Source organism: Streptomyces cyaneus (assembly GCF_004028635.1).
GTDB classification, from domain to species: Bacteria; Actinomycetota; Actinomycetes; order Streptomycetales; family Streptomycetaceae; genus Streptomyces; species Streptomyces cyaneus.
The window spans coordinates 38,163-53,007 of record NZ_RQJW01000026.1; the positions used below are offsets into that span (position 1 = coordinate 38,163).

13 protein-coding genes are annotated in these 14,845 nt (G+C 71.0%); 8 read left to right on the forward strand and 5 right to left on the reverse strand.

Annotation, left to right across the window (positions count from 1 at the left end; genetic code table 11):
- The first annotated feature begins 140 nt into the window (after positions 1–140).
- From EHO50_RS42990 to EHO50_RS43010, 5 genes are all read left to right on the forward strand, one after another.
- Entirely contained in the window at positions 141–893 is a 753-nt protein-coding gene (locus EHO50_RS42990) for a GntR family transcriptional regulator (RefSeq protein WP_128437331.1), read from the forward strand.
- Between the two features lie 391 nt (positions 894–1,284).
- Positions 1,285–1,476, forward strand: a complete 192-nt coding sequence (locus EHO50_RS42995; RefSeq protein WP_128437332.1) for an SPOR domain-containing protein — start codon at positions 1,285–1,287, stop codon at positions 1,474–1,476.
- Between the two features lie 44 nt (positions 1,477–1,520).
- Complete coding sequence (locus EHO50_RS43000; protein WP_128437333.1) at positions 1,521–1,928, forward strand: (deoxy)nucleoside triphosphate pyrophosphohydrolase; 408 nt, start codon at positions 1,521–1,523, stop codon at positions 1,926–1,928.
- 255 nt (positions 1,929–2,183) lie between these two features.
- A complete protein-coding gene (locus tag EHO50_RS43005; protein ID WP_425472388.1) occupies positions 2,184–2,594 on the forward strand; it encodes an ATP-binding protein in 411 nt (136 codons plus the stop codon).
- A gap of 296 nt (positions 2,595–2,890) precedes the next feature.
- Positions 2,891–5,590, forward strand: a complete 2,700-nt coding sequence (locus tag EHO50_RS43010) for a SpoIIE family protein phosphatase (RefSeq protein ID WP_128437335.1) — start codon at positions 2,891–2,893, stop codon at positions 5,588–5,590.
- Positions 5,591–5,658: 68 nt separating this feature from the next.
- Here the strand turns inward: EHO50_RS43010 and EHO50_RS43015 are convergent, their stop codons facing one another.
- Complete coding sequence (locus EHO50_RS43015) at positions 5,659–7,335, reverse strand: hypothetical protein (RefSeq protein ID WP_128437336.1); 1,677 nt, start codon at positions 7,333–7,335, stop codon at positions 5,659–5,661.
- A 414-nt stretch (positions 7,336–7,749) separates the two neighbouring features.
- Here EHO50_RS43015 and EHO50_RS45525 point away from each other — a divergent pair, with 414 nt between their 5' ends.
- On the forward strand, positions 7,750–7,875 hold the full coding sequence (locus tag EHO50_RS45525; protein WP_425472389.1) for a hypothetical protein: 126 nt from the start codon (positions 7,750–7,752) through the stop codon (positions 7,873–7,875).
- Between the two features lie 5 nt (positions 7,876–7,880).
- Complete coding sequence (locus EHO50_RS43025) at positions 7,881–8,204, forward strand: hypothetical protein (RefSeq protein WP_128437337.1); 324 nt, start codon at positions 7,881–7,883, stop codon at positions 8,202–8,204.
- Here EHO50_RS43025 and EHO50_RS43030 read toward each other — a convergent pair.
- Genes EHO50_RS43030 through EHO50_RS43045 form a run of 4 tightly spaced genes read right to left on the reverse strand, consistent with a single transcriptional unit; the run spans position 8,185 to position 12,059 of the window.
- Positions 8,185–8,955 carry a succinate dehydrogenase/fumarate reductase iron-sulfur subunit gene (locus tag EHO50_RS43030; RefSeq protein ID WP_128437338.1) on the reverse strand — a complete coding sequence of 257 codons (771 nt, stop codon included), beginning with the start codon at positions 8,953–8,955 and terminating at the stop codon, positions 8,185–8,187. The two genes, EHO50_RS43025 and EHO50_RS43030, sit on opposite strands and share 20 nt — an antisense overlap.
- A complete protein-coding gene (locus tag EHO50_RS43035; protein WP_128437339.1) occupies positions 8,952–10,895 on the reverse strand; it encodes a fumarate reductase/succinate dehydrogenase flavoprotein subunit in 1,944 nt (647 codons plus the stop codon). The genes EHO50_RS43030 and EHO50_RS43035 overlap by 4 nt, the downstream gene beginning before the upstream one ends.
- A 20-nt stretch (positions 10,896–10,915) precedes the next feature.
- Positions 10,916–11,737, reverse strand: a complete 822-nt coding sequence (locus tag EHO50_RS43040) for a hypothetical protein (RefSeq protein ID WP_128437340.1) — start codon at positions 11,735–11,737, stop codon at positions 10,916–10,918.
- Between the two features lie 31 nt (positions 11,738–11,768).
- Positions 11,769–12,059, reverse strand: coding sequence for a hypothetical protein (locus tag EHO50_RS43045; RefSeq protein WP_128437341.1), 291 nt, complete (start codon positions 12,057–12,059; stop codon positions 11,769–11,771).
- A gap of 395 nt (positions 12,060–12,454) precedes the next feature.
- Between EHO50_RS43045 and EHO50_RS43050 the strand changes: the two genes are divergently transcribed.
- The gene (locus EHO50_RS43050) at positions 12,455–14,698 is read left to right on the forward strand and encodes an ABC transporter family substrate-binding protein (RefSeq protein ID WP_128437344.1); all 2,244 of its coding nucleotides are present in this window, start codon (positions 12,455–12,457) and stop codon (positions 14,696–14,698) included.
- Positions 14,699–14,845: the final 147 nt, after the last annotated feature.

Below are 14,845 nucleotides of genomic sequence, written 5' to 3' on the forward strand. Positions count from 1 at the left end.
TATAGCGGGGAGAAAGTGCCTGCGTAAAGCCCTCCGCACACACAAGTCATCACATCGAGTGATTCTCTGGCCTTTGCTTGCATGGGACAACCCACGGTTGCCACGCTGTTGCTGTCTGTACAGCCTGATGGGAGCGGCCAGTGACTTTCGGTGAGCAGCCGGCGTACCTGCGCGTCGCGGGTGATCTCCGCAAGAAGATCGTCGACGGCTCGCTGCCACCGCACACCCGCCTCCCGTCCCAGGCGAGAATCCGCGAGGAGTACGGCGTCTCGGACACCGTCGCGCTGGAGGCGCGCAAGGTGCTGATGGCCGAGGGCCTGGTCGAGGGCCGTTCCGGCTCCGGGACGTACGTCCGTGAGCGGCCCGTGCCCCGCCGGATCTCCCGCTCCGGCTTCCGCCCGCCGAGCGGTGCCACACCCTTCCGTCAGGAGCAGGCCGACGGCGAGACGCGCGGCACCTGGGAGTCCAGCAGTGAGCAGGCCGAGGCGAGCGGCGCCGTCGCCGAGCGGCTCGGCATCCGGCCCGGCGACCGCGTCATGTGCACGAGGTACGTCTTCCGGGACGCGGGCGAGACGATGATGCTCTCCACGTCCTGGGAGCCCCTCGCCGTCACCGGCCGCACGCCCGTGATGCTGCCCGAGGAGGGCCCGCTCGGCGGCATGGGCGTCGTCGAGCGCATGGCGGCCATCGACGTCGTCGTGGACAACGTCACGGAGGAGGTGGGCGCGCGCCCCGGCCTGGCGGAGGAACTGCTGACGCTGGGTGGCGTCCCCGGTCATGTGGTCGTGGTCATCCAGCGCACCTACTACGCGTCCGGCCGCCCCGTGGAGACGGCGGACGTGGTGATCCCGGCGGACCGCTACCGGGTCGCGTACCACCTCCCGGTGAAGTAGCGCACTCGTTGGTGAAGTAGCGCACACCTTTACGGCAGTTGCGGTCGACTGAGCCTCAACTCCCGCTCCGTCCCCGCCCGTTGGATTTTGGCCGTTTTCGCAGGTCGTGACGGGCGTGTTCGATATGCCCCGTGACCGGATGCATCGACGTCCGCGCACGGCGCATTCGATGCCGTGCGCCCCCTGCGACTTGGCTGGTTGCGTACCTCTTTGTGAAAAGCCGTATTCGCTGCGTAAAGGTTAGGCGTAGGCTCGGGCATATGCGGATTGCGGTTTCCTTAGCGGGCGGGGCACGGCACAGGCCGCGAGCGAAGCGAGATGGGGGTCCCCCCGGCCGAAGGCTGGGGGAGGGACTCGGGCGGTCGTGGGCGGGAAGGAGCAGTGGGGCGCGATGAACGACAGCACGATCACTCTTCCCTGGCTCGTCGTTCGACAGGACGACAGCGGCAATCGCTATCGCGTGGGCCGGTACGCGACACGGGCGGAGGCCCAGAAGATCGCGGACAGCCTCGATAGCCGTGGGCACAAGCAGCTGTACTGGGTCGAGCGGATCGCGCCGAACGGAGACAGCGCCGACCACTGACGTGCCGACCACTGGCATATCGCTGCTCCCGTAGGCTCCGACGCATGACGGAACGGATCGTGGTCGGGGCCGCGCTGTTGGAGGGGGGCCGCCTGCTCGCGGCGCGGCGCAGTGCGCCCGAGGAGCTGGCCGGGCGCTGGGAGCTGCCCGGCGGGAAGGTCGAGCCCGGCGAGACGCCCGAGGCGGCGCTCGTGCGGGAGCTGCGGGAGGAACTCGGTGTGGACGCCGAGGTGGTCGAGCGGGTGCCGGGGCAGTGGCCCCTGAAGTCACCGTACGTCCTGCACGTGTGGGTGGCCCGCCTCCTCCCCGGCGCCGGCGAACCCAAGCCCCTCCAGGACCACGACGCGCTGCGCTGGCTGGCGCCCGGGGAACTCTGGGACGTGGACTGGCTGGACCAGGACGTGCCGGCGGTTCGGGAGGTGGCGGGCCGGCTGGGAGCGGGCAGCGCCTGAGCCCGGAGGGCGGGGGTGCCCCTGAGTCCGGAGGCCGGGGGTGGCCTGAGCCCGGAGGTCTGGGGTACCTGAGCCCGGAGGCCGGGCGTGCCTGTGCCTGAAGATCGGGGCTGCTTGAGCCCGTATGCGGGGCCTGTCTGAGCCAGGCGGGGGTAGTTGAGGCACCGGACCCCTCATGCGGTACTGCCTACCGAATATCGGGTATGTGCCCATTAACCCCATGAAACCGGACATGGGGATCCGCTGGCCCGGGAAGTGATCGGCGTGATCGACTCCGAAGACGGCTGCGCCGAGTGGACCTTCCCCGCAGAGGCGGGTGCCGTGCGGGCCGCTCGGGCCGCCGTTCGCGGCCGACTGCGCGACTGGGGCCTGGACAGCCTCGCCGACATCACGGCGCTCCTGGTCAGTGAGCTGGTGACCAACTCCCTGCGGCACGCGACGGGCCCCATCGGCGTACGCCTGGTACGCCCCGTCGATCTCAGCGGCGTCCTCCTGGTCGAGGTCTCCGATCCCCTCCCCGACCCACCCCTCGAACGAGTTGCCGACCCCGAGGACGAGAGCGGCCGCGGACTCCAACTCGTGGCGCACTCCTCGCGCCGCTGGGGAACCAAGCCGGGGCGGAACACGGGCAAGACGGTGTGGTTCGAGCTCGTGGTGCCGCAGTGATCCGCTGGTCTCGCCGGTCTCTCTACGACCCGTCAGTAGGCGTCCATGGCGGTGTACGTGCGCCCCTGCCCTGTCGAACGAATGGTTCAGGCCAGTGGCAGTTGGCGCCCCGCGTGATTCGATGGCGTGTCCGCTGGTTAGAAGACTGGAAGTGTTTCCACGGCCGGGACCGAAAACCATCGGGACCGTGCTGTGATCGTGAACACCGTGTCGTGCGGGGCCGTAGTGCTGGATACTGCGGGCAGCCGCTGCCGGTGACCGGTGCCGGACGCGGTGAGCTGGAGGGGACGGTTCGCGTGAGCGAGATACCAGCGAAGGCCACGGAGTCCGAGGACCCGTCGGACGGCGCGAGGGCGAAGGCCACGGGAGAGCGGGTCTACGACACCCGGGCCTCCCAGGACGCACAGGCCTCCCGAGACGCACGGGCCTCGCAGGGCACACAGGCATCCCGCGACACACAGGCCGCCGACGATTTCCGCCCCGGCGAGGCCGTCTGGCAGAGCAGTCCACCCGGCTCGATCTACGACTACATCAAGGTCGCGTCCTTCTCCATCGGCCCCGACGGCCTGGTCGACCAGTGGAGCCTGCGCGCCGAGCAGCTCTTCGGCATCCCGGCCGAGCGCGCGGTCGGCATGGACCCCATCGAGGCGTTCATCGACCCGGACCTGCGCGAGCAGGGCCAGCGCAAGATGGCCGAGATCCTCGACGGGCGGGAGTGGACCGGTGTGGTCCCCTTCCGGATGCCGGACGACTCCGACGGTGGGCGCGGCACGGACGGCCTCGCCGAGGTGTACGTCATGCCGACGCGGACCGAGGACGCCGAGAAGGCTGCCGTGTGCATCGTCGTCGACGTCCGCACGCTGCGCCGGATGGAGACCGACCTCGCCGCCTCGCAGGCGATATTCGGTCAATCTCCGTTCGGCTTCGTGCTGATCGACCCCGAACTGAAGGTCCGCCGCGTCAACCATCGGTTCGCCTCCCTCTTCGGCGGCACACCGGACGACCACAGGGGCCACGATGTCCACGACTATCTGCCCCGCCCCGAGGCCGACCGCGTCGCGGCCACCCTGCGCCGGGTCCTGGAGAGCGGCAACTCCATCACGGACATGCACGTCACGGGCTTCCTGCCCGGTTCCGACGAGCGCCGCCACTGGTCCGTCAACCTCTACCGGGTGCGCAGCGGCAGCGGCCGTCCCATCGGCATCGCATGGCTCGGAATCGACATCACCGCCCGCCGCGCCGCCGCCCGCGAGGCGGCCGCCGCGCGGCGCAATCTCGCCCTGCTGAACGAGGCCGGTGCCCGTATCGGCAACTCCCTGGACCTGGAGACCACGGCCCGCGAACTCCTCGACGTCGTGGTGCCCGGCTTCTGCGACCTGGCCACGGTCGACCTCTACCAGGGCCTGCTGGCCGGCGACGAGACCCCGCCCGGCCTCGCCGACGGCAGCGCGGAGCTACGCCGCGTCGCCTTCGCCAGCGCGGTCTCTGACGCTCCCTTCATCGGCTCCGGCACCCAGGTCGCGGTCGGCGCCGTCCACCACTACCCCTTCAACTCGCCCTGCGCGGACGCCCTGCGCACCGCCCGGCCGCAGCACGTGCCCGGCGAGGAGGGCGGCCTCGTGCAGTCCACGCTCGCCGTGCCGATGGTCGCCCACGACACGGTCGTAGGACTGGCGCAGTTCGCCCGTACGAAGGGCAGCGAGCCGTTCGGCGACCGGGACCGCGAGTTGGCGGTGGAGCTGGCGGCGCGGGCGGCCGTGTGCATCGACAACGCCCGCCTGTACCGGCGTGAGCACGAGCGCGCGCTGATACTGCAACGGTCCCTGCTCCCGCCGGGGGACCCGGTCGCGTCCGGCCTGGACATCGCCTGCCGCTACCTTCCCGGCAACGCCTCGTCCGACCGCCCGAGCGAGGTGGGCGGTGACTGGTTCGACGTCATCGAACTGCCCGGCCACCGTACGGCGTTGGTCGTCGGGGACGTCATGGGCCGAGGGTTGCGCGCGGCCGTGGCGATGGGCGAACTGCGTTCGGCCGTCCGAACGCTGGCGTTGCTGGACCTCGAACCGGCCGAGGTCCTCTCGGCGTTGGACGAGATCGCACGCGGCCTGGGTGCCCCCGGCGGCGTCCAGCAGGCCACCCGCGCGGCCCGCCGGCCCCGCGAGGCGGACCTGTCCGAGGTGTACCTGGCGACGTGCGTGTACGCGGTCTACGACTCGGTCACGCGCCGCTGCACCTTCGCGAACGCCGGTCACCTCCCACCGGTCCTGGTCGAGCCCGGCGAGGCGGCGCTGATGCTGGACGTGCCGCCGGGGATGCCGCTGGGCGTGGGCGGGGAGCCCTTCGAGGAGGTGGAGGTCGAGCTGCCGGAGGGTGCGCTGCTGGCGCTCTACACGGATGGACTGGTCGAGTCCCGCGACCACCCCCTGGACGAGGGCCTCCAGGCCTTCGTGGGCGCGCTCACCGACCCCACGCGCCCCCTGGAGGACGTCTGCGACCACGTCCTCAACACCCTCGACAGCCACCATGGCGAGGACGACATCGCCCTGCTGATGGCCCGCGTCCAGGGCCTGCCCGCCGAGTCGGTCGGCGACTGGACGCTGCCGCGCGAGCCGCGCAGTGTGGGCCGGGCCCGCGAGTACGCCCGCGGCCAGCTGCTGTCGTGGGACCTGGAACCCCTGGTCGACACGACGGAGCTGCTGGTCAGCGAGCTGGTCACGAACGCCCTTCGGTACGGGGAGGGGGAGATCAGGCTCAGGCTGTTGCTGGACCGCACGCTGGTGTGCGAGGTGTGGGACTCCGGGCTGGTGCAGCCGCGGCGGCGCCGGGCCCGTGACACGGACGAGGGCGGGCGAGGTCTGCAACTGGTCGGCCTGCTCAGTGCGGCGTGGGGCTCACGGCGTACGCCGCGGGGCAAGACGGTGTGGTTCGAACTGCCGCTGCCGGACGGGGAGAACGGGCTTGCGGATCCGGCGGAGGCGTTGCTGAGCCTGTTCTGAGTGCCAGTGACGTCCGGCTTCGCCTTCGGCCGGGTGTTTCCCGCCCACACCACGAGTCTGTGAGCCCCTCACGCAGGTGCCGTCCCTCCGCGGCGGCCCCGGGTGTGAGGGCCGCCGAAACTCGTGGGAGGGCCGCCGCCCGGTTCGCCGCCCAGCAGGACGCCGCCGAGGACGGCTCCGGCGAGTCCGTTGACGTCCTCGCCGGGACCGTCGACGGGATGGCCGTGCACCCGTACGTCCTGTTCGGCCAGTTCCCGGGCCTGCTGGGCCAGGGTGTCGGCGGCGAGGAGGTCGGCAAGCTCCCGACGCGGGGACCGACCGGTCGGCGCGGGGGCCGGGGCGGTGAGCAGCCGCCGGGCCTCTGCCAGCCGGGTCCGGGCCTCGCTGCCCACAGCGGCCCGGTGTGTCGCCACCACATCGTCCGCATCGGCGACCGCGCTGCGTGCGCACACCAGCGCGGCGGCCGGAAACACACCGGCCCGCCCGGCGACGACGGGCCCGACGCCCCGCACGATCCGCCGCAGCAGGTCGAGGGGGTCGTACGGCCCGGCGATCAGCATTTCCCGTACGACGGCCAGGGCGAAGTCGGCATGGGTGACACGGGCGCGCAGCTCACCGGGAGGGACGTCCACGTACGCGTCTCCCACTCCCTCCGGCGATCCCCGGGCCCCGGCGATCTCCACCTCCCCGCCGGTCAGCGCGGCCGGAACCATCGCGGCGGCCGTCGCGAGCTCCCCGGCGAGCCGGTCGATGCCGTCGATGAAGACGGCCGCCTGCGCGATGGCTCCCTCGGCGGACCGCAAGTGGCCCGCAGCCCGCCCGTTCTCGCCCGAGTCGGCCCTCTGGCGGGCCTGGTTGAGGCTGGTCGTGGCGAACACCAGGCGGTCCTTGGCCTGCTCGACGTGGCCCACGACGGCGGCGAGGGCCGAGGGGGCGTACCGCTCGCCGAGGTCGCGGAGAGCCGCGTCGGCACCGCCGGTACGCCCGGCCAGCTCCCGGAACCGCGCCTCCGCCACGGCCAACGCCTCGCTCAGCCCTCCGCCCAGGCCCTCCTCCAGCCCGCGCAGCCGGTCGAACGCGGCGGCCTGCGCGTCCAGCAACCGCCCCGCCTCCTCGGCCCGCCCGACGATCCCCGCCAGCACATGCCGCCGAGCCGCGTCCTCCCCCGGAACCCCGCTCTCGTACTGCCACCGCATCCGAAAGGCGACCGCCAGCTCGGCCTCGGCATCCCGCAGGACCCGCGCGAACGGCTCTACGTCCGCCGCCCCGAGCGAGGCGTCCGGGCGGACGCCGACGACCCCGACCCGCCCCTCGACGAACCCGAGCTCCTCCCGACTGACCCGCACCCAGTCGTCGGCCTCGACCAGCAAGGCCCGCGCCCGCTCACCGAGTTCCGCGACGGCAGGCTCGGTGACCCGAACCGGCGCCCCACCCGGTGTCGTACGCCCCCGCGCCCGACGCCTCCGCCGCAGGAACCCGTACGCCGCGAGCACCACCACCGCGACCAGGGCCAGCATCGGCAACACCAGCTCGACAGCGGACGTCTCCCCGACCTCCCCTTGAGCCACCGCACCGGCCACGGGCCGCTCCGCCCCGCCCGCAACCGGCCCCTCACCCCCGATCGTCATCCCCGGCAACACCAACCACGCCACCCCCACCAGCCCACCCACCAGGGCATGCACGACCCGCACCGATATGTGCGAGGCCCCACGCCGCGGCCGGCCCCGGATCAAAGATGACGTCACATTTCGGAGCGTATGAGCAGGAATGCGACCGCGCGACCGGGGTGCGCCCGGGGTGGGGCGGACCCGGGTGGGCCAGGGGAGGAGGCGGTCCGGAGCCGGACCCGAGGAGCCCGGTAAAGGACGCGCGCGCCAGGGCGGCGACCGCCTGAACCGAAAACCGCCTGCGGTCGCCGCGACAGGACGCGACCATCTGACCCATGACCACCAGACCAGGAGCCCACCACGCGGGAGCCGGGCACGCGGGAGTCCGCGGCGCGGGAGTGCGGGACCCAAGAGTCCGCGGCGCGGGAGTCCTGGACCCGGGAGCCCGGGAGCCCGGGACCCGAGAGCCCGCGTCCCGCGAGCCCGCAGCACTACGACACCCTGCGCGCCTCCGGCCTGGACGAGCAGCGGCTGCGGCTGTACCGGCTGGCCATGCACCTCAACCTCGTCGCCGGCCCGCTCCGCCTCCTCGACGGCGATTTCCCAAATCCTGGCCCGATGCGGGCCATCGCCGAGTCAAATCTCTTGCGGGTGCTGGAGCTGCTGCAGGAATCATGATCAGCATGCATGAAGCGTTGGTGACGACGGCCGCACTGGTGGTGGCGGTCGGGGTGGTGTTCGGGGTGGTCGCGATCACCACCGGACGGATCATCCCAGGACCGGAGAGCGGGCGCGCCAAGGTACTGCGGCCCCGGGTGTGGGGCTACGGCACCCTGGTCTTCGCGGTCGGGATCGGAATGTTCATCTTCCTCGGCCCGCTCCAGGGGCCGACCGGCGGGTACTCCCGGTACGCCCTGGTCGGCCTGGTCCTGAGCTCCCTCGGTCTGTACGTCCAGCGCCTGGCCGCGAAACCGGGCCGCACCGACGCTACGAAGACCTCCTCCTGATCTTCGACCCCAGCCACACCAACGGGTCGTACTTGCGGTCGACGGCCCGTTCCTTCAAGGGAATCAGCGCATTGTCCGTGATCTTGATGCCCTCGGGGCAGACCTCCGTGCAGCACTTGGTGATGTTGCAGTAGCCGAGGCCGTGTTCGTCCTGGGCCGTGGCCTTGCGGTCCAGGCCCGTCTCGGCGGCCGCGTCCAGCGGGTGCATGTCCAGTTCCGCGACGCGCATCAGGAAGCGCGGGCCTGCGAACGCCGGCTTGTTCTCCTCGTGGTCGCGCACGACATGGCAGGTGTCCTGGCACAGGAAGCACTCGATGCACTTGCGGAACTCCTGCGAGCGGTCCACGTCCTCCTGCATCATGCGGTACTCGCCCGGGGCCAGCCCCTCCGGCGGTACGAAGGACGGGATCTCGCGCGCCTTGGCGTAGTTGAAGTTCACGTCCGTGACGAGATCCCGAACCACCGGGAACGCCCGCAGCGGTGTCACCGTGATCGTCTCCTCGCGCGTGAACACCGACATCCGCGTCATGCACATCAGCCGCGGCCGCCCGTTGATCTCCGCCGAACACGAACCGCACTTGCCCGCCTTGCAGTTCCAGCGGACGGCCAGGTCGGGCGCCTGCGTGGCCTGGAGGCGGTGGATGATGTCCAGGACCACCTCGCCGTCGTTCACCTCGACCGCGAAGTCCTCCAGGCCGCCGCCCTGCACATCGCCCCGCCACACCTTGAAGCGGGCCTCGTAGCTGCTCACTGGTAGAGCTCCTCTTCGGCGAGGTACTTGACCAGCTCCTCCTTGTCGAAGAGAGCGAGCAGGTCCTGGCGGACGGGGTCGGTGGTCTCGCGTAGCAGGGTGATCTGGCCGCGCTCGGGGTCGGTCGCCGCCAACCCGCCGGTCGGGTCGGTGAGTTGGCACAGCAGGTTGATGTTGCGCCACTTGCGGTCCATCGTCGGGTGGTCCTCACGGGTGTGGCCGCCCCGCGACTCCGTGCGCTCCAGCGCCGCCCGGGCCACGCACTCGCTGACCAGCAGCATGTTGCGCAGGTCGAGCGCGAGGTGCCAGCCGGGGTTGAACTGGCGGTGGCCCTCGACGCCGGCCCGGCGGGCGCGTACGCGCAGCTCCGCCAGCTTCTCCAGGGCCTGCTCCATCTCGCCCTCGCGGCGGATGATGCCGACGAGGTCGTTCATGGTCTGCTGCAGTTCCTGGTGGAGGGTGTACGGGTTCTCCGGCGGACGCCCGTCGTCCTCGGACCCGGCCGGCCCCTCGGCCGAGAAGGGGCGCAGCGCCTCCGCGGCCGCCGTGTCGACCTCCATGTCACTGACCTCGGGGCGTTCGAAGGCCCGCGCGGCCGCGTACTCGGCGGCGTGCCAGCCGGCCCGGCGGCCGAAGACGAGCAGGTCGGACAGGGAATTCCCGCCCAGGCGGTTCGAGCCGTGCATCCCGCCGGCCACCTCACCGGCCGCGTACAGGCCCGGCACCCCGCGCGCCGCCGCCGTGTCCGACTCGACCGCGATGCCGCCCATGACGTAGTGGCAGGTCGGCCCGACCTCCATCGCCTCCGCCGTGATGTCCACGTCCGCCAGCTCCTTGAACTGGTGGTACATGGAGGGCAGGCGACGGCGGATGACGTCGGCCGGCATCCGGGTGGACACGTCCAGGAAGACCCCGCCGTGCGGGGAGCCGCGCCCCGCCTTCACCTCGGCGTTGATGGCCCGAGCCACCTCGTCACGCGGGAGCAGCTCCGGGGGGCGCCGGTTGTTGTCCGGGTCGTCGTACCAGCGGTCGCCCTCCTCCTCCGACTGGGCGTACTTCTCCTTGAAGACGTCGGGGATGTAGTCGAACATGAACCGCTTGCCCTCGGAGTTGCGCAGCACCCCTCCGTCGCCGCGCACCGACTCCGTGACCAGGATGCCCTTCACCGACGGCGGCCAGACCATGCCCGTCGGATGGAACTGCACGAACTCCATGTTCAGCAGGGGTGCCCCGGCGAGCAGCGCCAGCGCATGGCCGTCGCCGGTGTACTCCCAGGAGTTCGACGTCACCTTGAAGGACTTGCCGATGCCGCCCGTCGCGACCACCACGGAGGGTGCTTCGAGGACGAAGAAACGGCCGGTCTCGCGGTCGTACGCGAAGACACCGGAGACCCGGCTTCCGTCCTTGAGGATCCGGGTGACCGTGCACTCCTGGTAGACCTTCAGCCGGGACTCGTAGTCCCCGGTCTCCTTCTTGTCCTGCTGCTGCAACGAGACGATCTTCTGTTGCAGCGTGCGGATCAGCTCCAGGCCGGTGCGGTCGCCGACGTGCGCGAGGCGCGGGTATTCATGGCCGCCGAAGTTGCGCTGCGAGATGCGGCCGTCCTTCGTACGGTCGAAGAGCGCGCCCCACGTCTCCAGCTCCCACACCCGGTCGGGGGCTTCTTGCGCGTGCAGCTCGGCCATCCGCCACTGGTTGAGGAACTTGCCGCCGCGCATGGTGTCGCGGAAGTGGACCTGCCAGTTGTCGTGCTCGTTGGCGTTGGCCATGGCCGCCGCGATGCCGCCCTCGGCCATCACCGTGTGCGCCTTGCCGAACAGCGACTTGCAGATCACGGCCGTGCGGGCGCCTCGCTCCCGTGCCTCGATCGCCGCCCGGAGGCCCGCCCCGCCGGCGCCGACCACGACGACGTCCCACTCCTGCCGTTCGACCACGGACATCTGTTCAGTCCCCACCAAATCTAGAAGAAGCGCGGATCGTCGAAGACCCCGGACGCGACGAGATAGACGTAGAAGTCGGCGAGCGCCACGCTCACCAGCGACGCCCACGCGAGCAGCATGTGGCGGGCGTTGAGCTTCCCGATCCACTGCCACATCCGGTAGCGCACCGGGTGTTTGGAGAAGTGCTTGAGCTTGCCGCCGACGATGTGCCGGCAGGAGTGACAGGAGAGGGTGTACGCCCAGATCAGCACGATGTTGGCGAGGAAGACGAGCGTGCCGAGGCCCATGTGGCCCCACTCGTAGTTCTCGTCGCGGAAGGCGAGCACCGTGTCGTACGTCAGGATCCCGGCGACCGGGATCGCGGCGTAGAAGAAGTACCGGTGGATGTTCTGCAGGATCAGCGGGAAGCGGGTCTCACCGGAGTACTTCTTGTGCGGCTCCGCCACCGCGCAGGCCGGGGGCGACATCCAGAAGCCGCGGTAGTAGGCCTTGCGGTAGTAGTAGCAGGTCAGACGGAAGCCGAGCGGGAAGATCAGGATGATGATCGCGGGGGAGATGCCCCACCAGCTCCCGAACAGGTCCCAGTTCGGCCCGGCGCGCATGGGCTCGCAGTTCTCCGCCAGACAGGGCGAGTAGAACGGGGAGACGTACGGCGCCGCGTAGTAGTCCGCGTTGGCGAAGGCCCGCCAGGTCGAGTACACGATGAACGCCAGCAGACCGGCCGCGGTGGCGGCCGGGGCCAGCCACCAGCGGTCGGTCCGCAGGTGCGGGGCGGAGATCGCGGCGCGCGTACCGGTTCGTACGCCGCCGCTGTTCAGATGGGGTTCCGTACCAGTGGCCAATGGATGACTCCGGTCGGGTCAGGGGGAGGGATCAGGGGGCGCGGCGGTCCCGGGCGCCGAGACCCTCGTCATCGGTGTCGATCCACAGAGAGTCGTCGTACGGCGTGTCGGGGATGGTGACCAGCTCCGGCTTGCGCTGCGTGGCCGGCGTCGCGGCCGCGTCCCGCAGCAGCGCCACGCTCTCGCGCAGATGGTTGGCGTCGGTGCGGACGCGCCGCATCTCCAGCCCGCCGGTGCCCAGCTGTTTCTCCAGCCGGCCCACCGACCGGGCCAGGTCGTCGAGGCAGCGCTGGACAGTTGTCAGGTCGTCTTGCACGGACATGACGTGACCTCACTTCCGTGGGCCCTTCGGCCCTGGGTGGCAACGTTCATGCGCCTGCGAGTGTTGCGCGTCACACCTATCGCTGTGAAGGGATGTGCAGCGATTGGCGGATTGCACGCCTCCGACACGCGCCCGCATGCGCTCTGTGTACGCCGGGGGAGCTGCAGGAGTGCGCGGGCGCGTTGCTCCACTCGCGTGGGAGCGCATTGCTCCACACGGGTGGCCTTGCGCGCCCCCGACGCCGTGTCGTCTCCGCCTGGCGAACCCTTTCCTCTTCAGTGGGGGCCCATAGATCTGATCAACTCCAAAATACCGCCAAACGTGATCAGAACGCACTTATTGTCACCGGCGGGAGCCGCTCCCCGGAGGTACCAGAGATGTCCTACGACGGAGAGATGTCCTACGACGGCGTCGGACCCAGGCCCGGCCGCGGCGCGGTCATGCGCTCGGTCGCCTTCCTGGCCGCTGGTGTGCTCGCGGTGCCCGTGCTCGCCGGTTGCAGCGACCCGGACCCGGCCGGAAAGCCACTGGCCGGGCAGGACATCGCCCCGGCCGGCCGGGCCATGCTCGCCGACGGCGGCACGCTGCGGTGGGCCGTGGACGCCGTACCGGAGACGCTGAACACCTTCCAGTCGGACGCCGACGCGACCACGACCCGGATCGCGCAGGCCACCCTGCCGTCGATGTTCCGGCTCGACGAGAGCGGGCGGCCGGAGCGCAATCCGAACTACCTGGAGTCCGCCAAGATCGTCGAGACCGAGCCCAAGCAGGTCGTCCTGTACAAGCTCAACCAGCAGGCCGTCTGGAGCGACGGCCGCGAGATCGGCGCCGCCGACTTCGCCGCCCAGTGGCGGGCCCTGTCCGGCAAGGACAGCGCCTACTGGACCGCCCGCAACGCCGGCTACGACCGCATCGAGAAGATCGAGCGCGGCGCCAACGACCTGGAGGTGCGGGTCACCTTCGAGCGGCCGTACGCGGACTGGCGGTCGCTGTTCTCGCCGCTGTACCCGAAGGAGGTCATGGGCACGCCGGACTCGTTCAACGACGGGGCGCGGCGCAAGCTCAAGGTCAGCGCCGGGCCGTTCGCCGTGAAGAAGATCGACCGCAAGGACGACGAGGTCCGGCTCACCCGCAATCCGCGCTGGTGGGGGAAGCCGGCCAAGCTGAACGAGATCGTGCTGCGGGCCGTGCCGCGCGACGAGCGGGCCGCCCAGCTGGCCGCCGGGCAGCTCGACCTGGCCGAGATCGACCCCGCTGCGGCCCGGCGCATCGCGCTCGCCTCGCCTCCTCGCAGTGCGACCGCCAGTGCCACCGGTACGGCGCTGATGGGCCCGAATCGGGGCAGCAGGACGACGACCACCAAGGAGCGCCGGCAGCAGGCGGCGTTCCGGGGCTTCGAGGTACGCAAGTCCCTGGAACCGGCGTACACCCAACTCGCCCTCAACGGCGCCGACGGTCCGCTCGCCGACGAGCGGGTGCGGCGGGCCGTGGCGCGCGCGCTCGACCGCCAGGAGCTGGCCAAGCTGGTCCTCGCCCCGCTCGGCCTGCCCACCGAGCCGGTCGGCAGCCACCTCGCACTGTCCGGCCAGGCCGCGTACGCCGACAACAGCGGCGCGATCGGCGGCCAGGACACGGCGGAGGCGCAGGCGCTGCTGGCGGACGCGGGGTGGGTGCGGGGCGGGCCGATCAAGGAGAAGAAGGGGGAGAAGGCGGCTGGGGCGGAGGGGGAGAAGGCGGGGAAGAAGGCGGGGAAGAGCGAGAAGGATGAGAACGGCGAGAAGAGCGAGAAGAGCGAGAAGGCCCACAAGAAGTCGGAGTCGAAGGTGGACTCGGACACGGGGGCCTCGGGGTCCTCGGGGTCCTCGGAGGGCGGGGACGACGGGACGTACATCGTCGGTGAGGACAACAAGGCGGACGGCGGCCAGGGCCGGGACGGGGAGCATCTCGCCCAGGACGGCAAGCAGTACGGCAACAAGCAGGTGCAGCAGGGCGGGGCGGCCGGCGCGTACGCTCCGCGGGGCACTGCGGCTCCGCAGGGTACCGCCGCTCCGGCGGGCGCGGCGGTCCTGCCGCTGGCGAAGAACGGCAAGCCGCTGACGCTGCGCTTCGTGGTGCCGTCGGGGGAGGGTTCTCAGACGCTGCGGACGGTGGCGGACCGGATCGGCCTCATGCTGGAGCGGGTCGGTATCCGGACCGAGATCGCCAAGGTCGAGGACGAGAGCTACTTCAAGGATCACATCGCGTCCGGCCAGTACGACCTCGCCCTGTACTCGTGGCCCGCCTCCGCCTACCCCGCCACCGACGCCCGGCCCATCTACGCCAAGCCGGTGCCGGCGGCCGACGGTTCCCTGAACGTCGAGCAGAACTACACGCGGGTCGGCACCGACCAGGTCGATCAGCTCTTCGACCAGGCGATCGCCACGCTCGACGAGTCCGAGTCGCGGTCCCTGATCCGCAAGGCCGACTCCCGCATCTGGGCTGCGGCCGGCTCGATTCCGCTGTACCAGCGGCCCCAGCTGGCAGCGGCGAGGAAGAACGTCGCCAACGCGGGTGCCTTCGGCTTCCGGACACCGGTGTACGAGGACATGGGCTTCCTGAAGAAGGGCGCGAAGCCGTCACCGAGCGCGTCGCCCAACTGACCTTCCTCGCCCCCGCCGCCCCTCCCCTTCCCGTCATTTAAGGGGCTCCGCCCCTTCGACCCCGCCAGGGGGCTCCGCCCCCTGGACCCCCGCTCCTCACACGCCGGAGGGGCTGAGTTTTTCAGCCCGTCCGGCGTTTGAGGACGA

Coding starts and splice junctions, on each gene's coding strand:
- EHO50_RS42995 (WP_128437332.1), top strand. CDS start 1,285: ATGAACGACAGCACGATCACTCTTCCCTGGCTCGTCGTTCGACAGGAC.
- EHO50_RS43000 (WP_128437333.1), top strand. CDS start 1,521: ATGACGGAACGGATCGTGGTCGGGGCCGCGCTGTTGGAGGGGGGCCGC.
- EHO50_RS45525 (WP_425472389.1), top strand. CDS start 7,750: ATGCACCTCAACCTCGTCGCCGGCCCGCTCCGCCTCCTCGACGGCGAT.
- EHO50_RS43025 (WP_128437337.1), top strand. CDS start 7,881: ATGCATGAAGCGTTGGTGACGACGGCCGCACTGGTGGTGGCGGTCGGG.
- EHO50_RS43035 (WP_128437339.1), bottom strand. CDS start 10,895: ATGTCCGTGGTCGAACGGCAGGAGTGGGACGTCGTCGTGGTCGGCGCC.
- EHO50_RS43045 (WP_128437341.1), bottom strand. CDS start 12,059: ATGTCCGTGCAAGACGACCTGACAACTGTCCAGCGCTGCCTCGACGAC.
- EHO50_RS43050 (WP_128437344.1), top strand. CDS start 12,455: ATGTCCTACGACGGCGTCGGACCCAGGCCCGGCCGCGGCGCGGTCATG.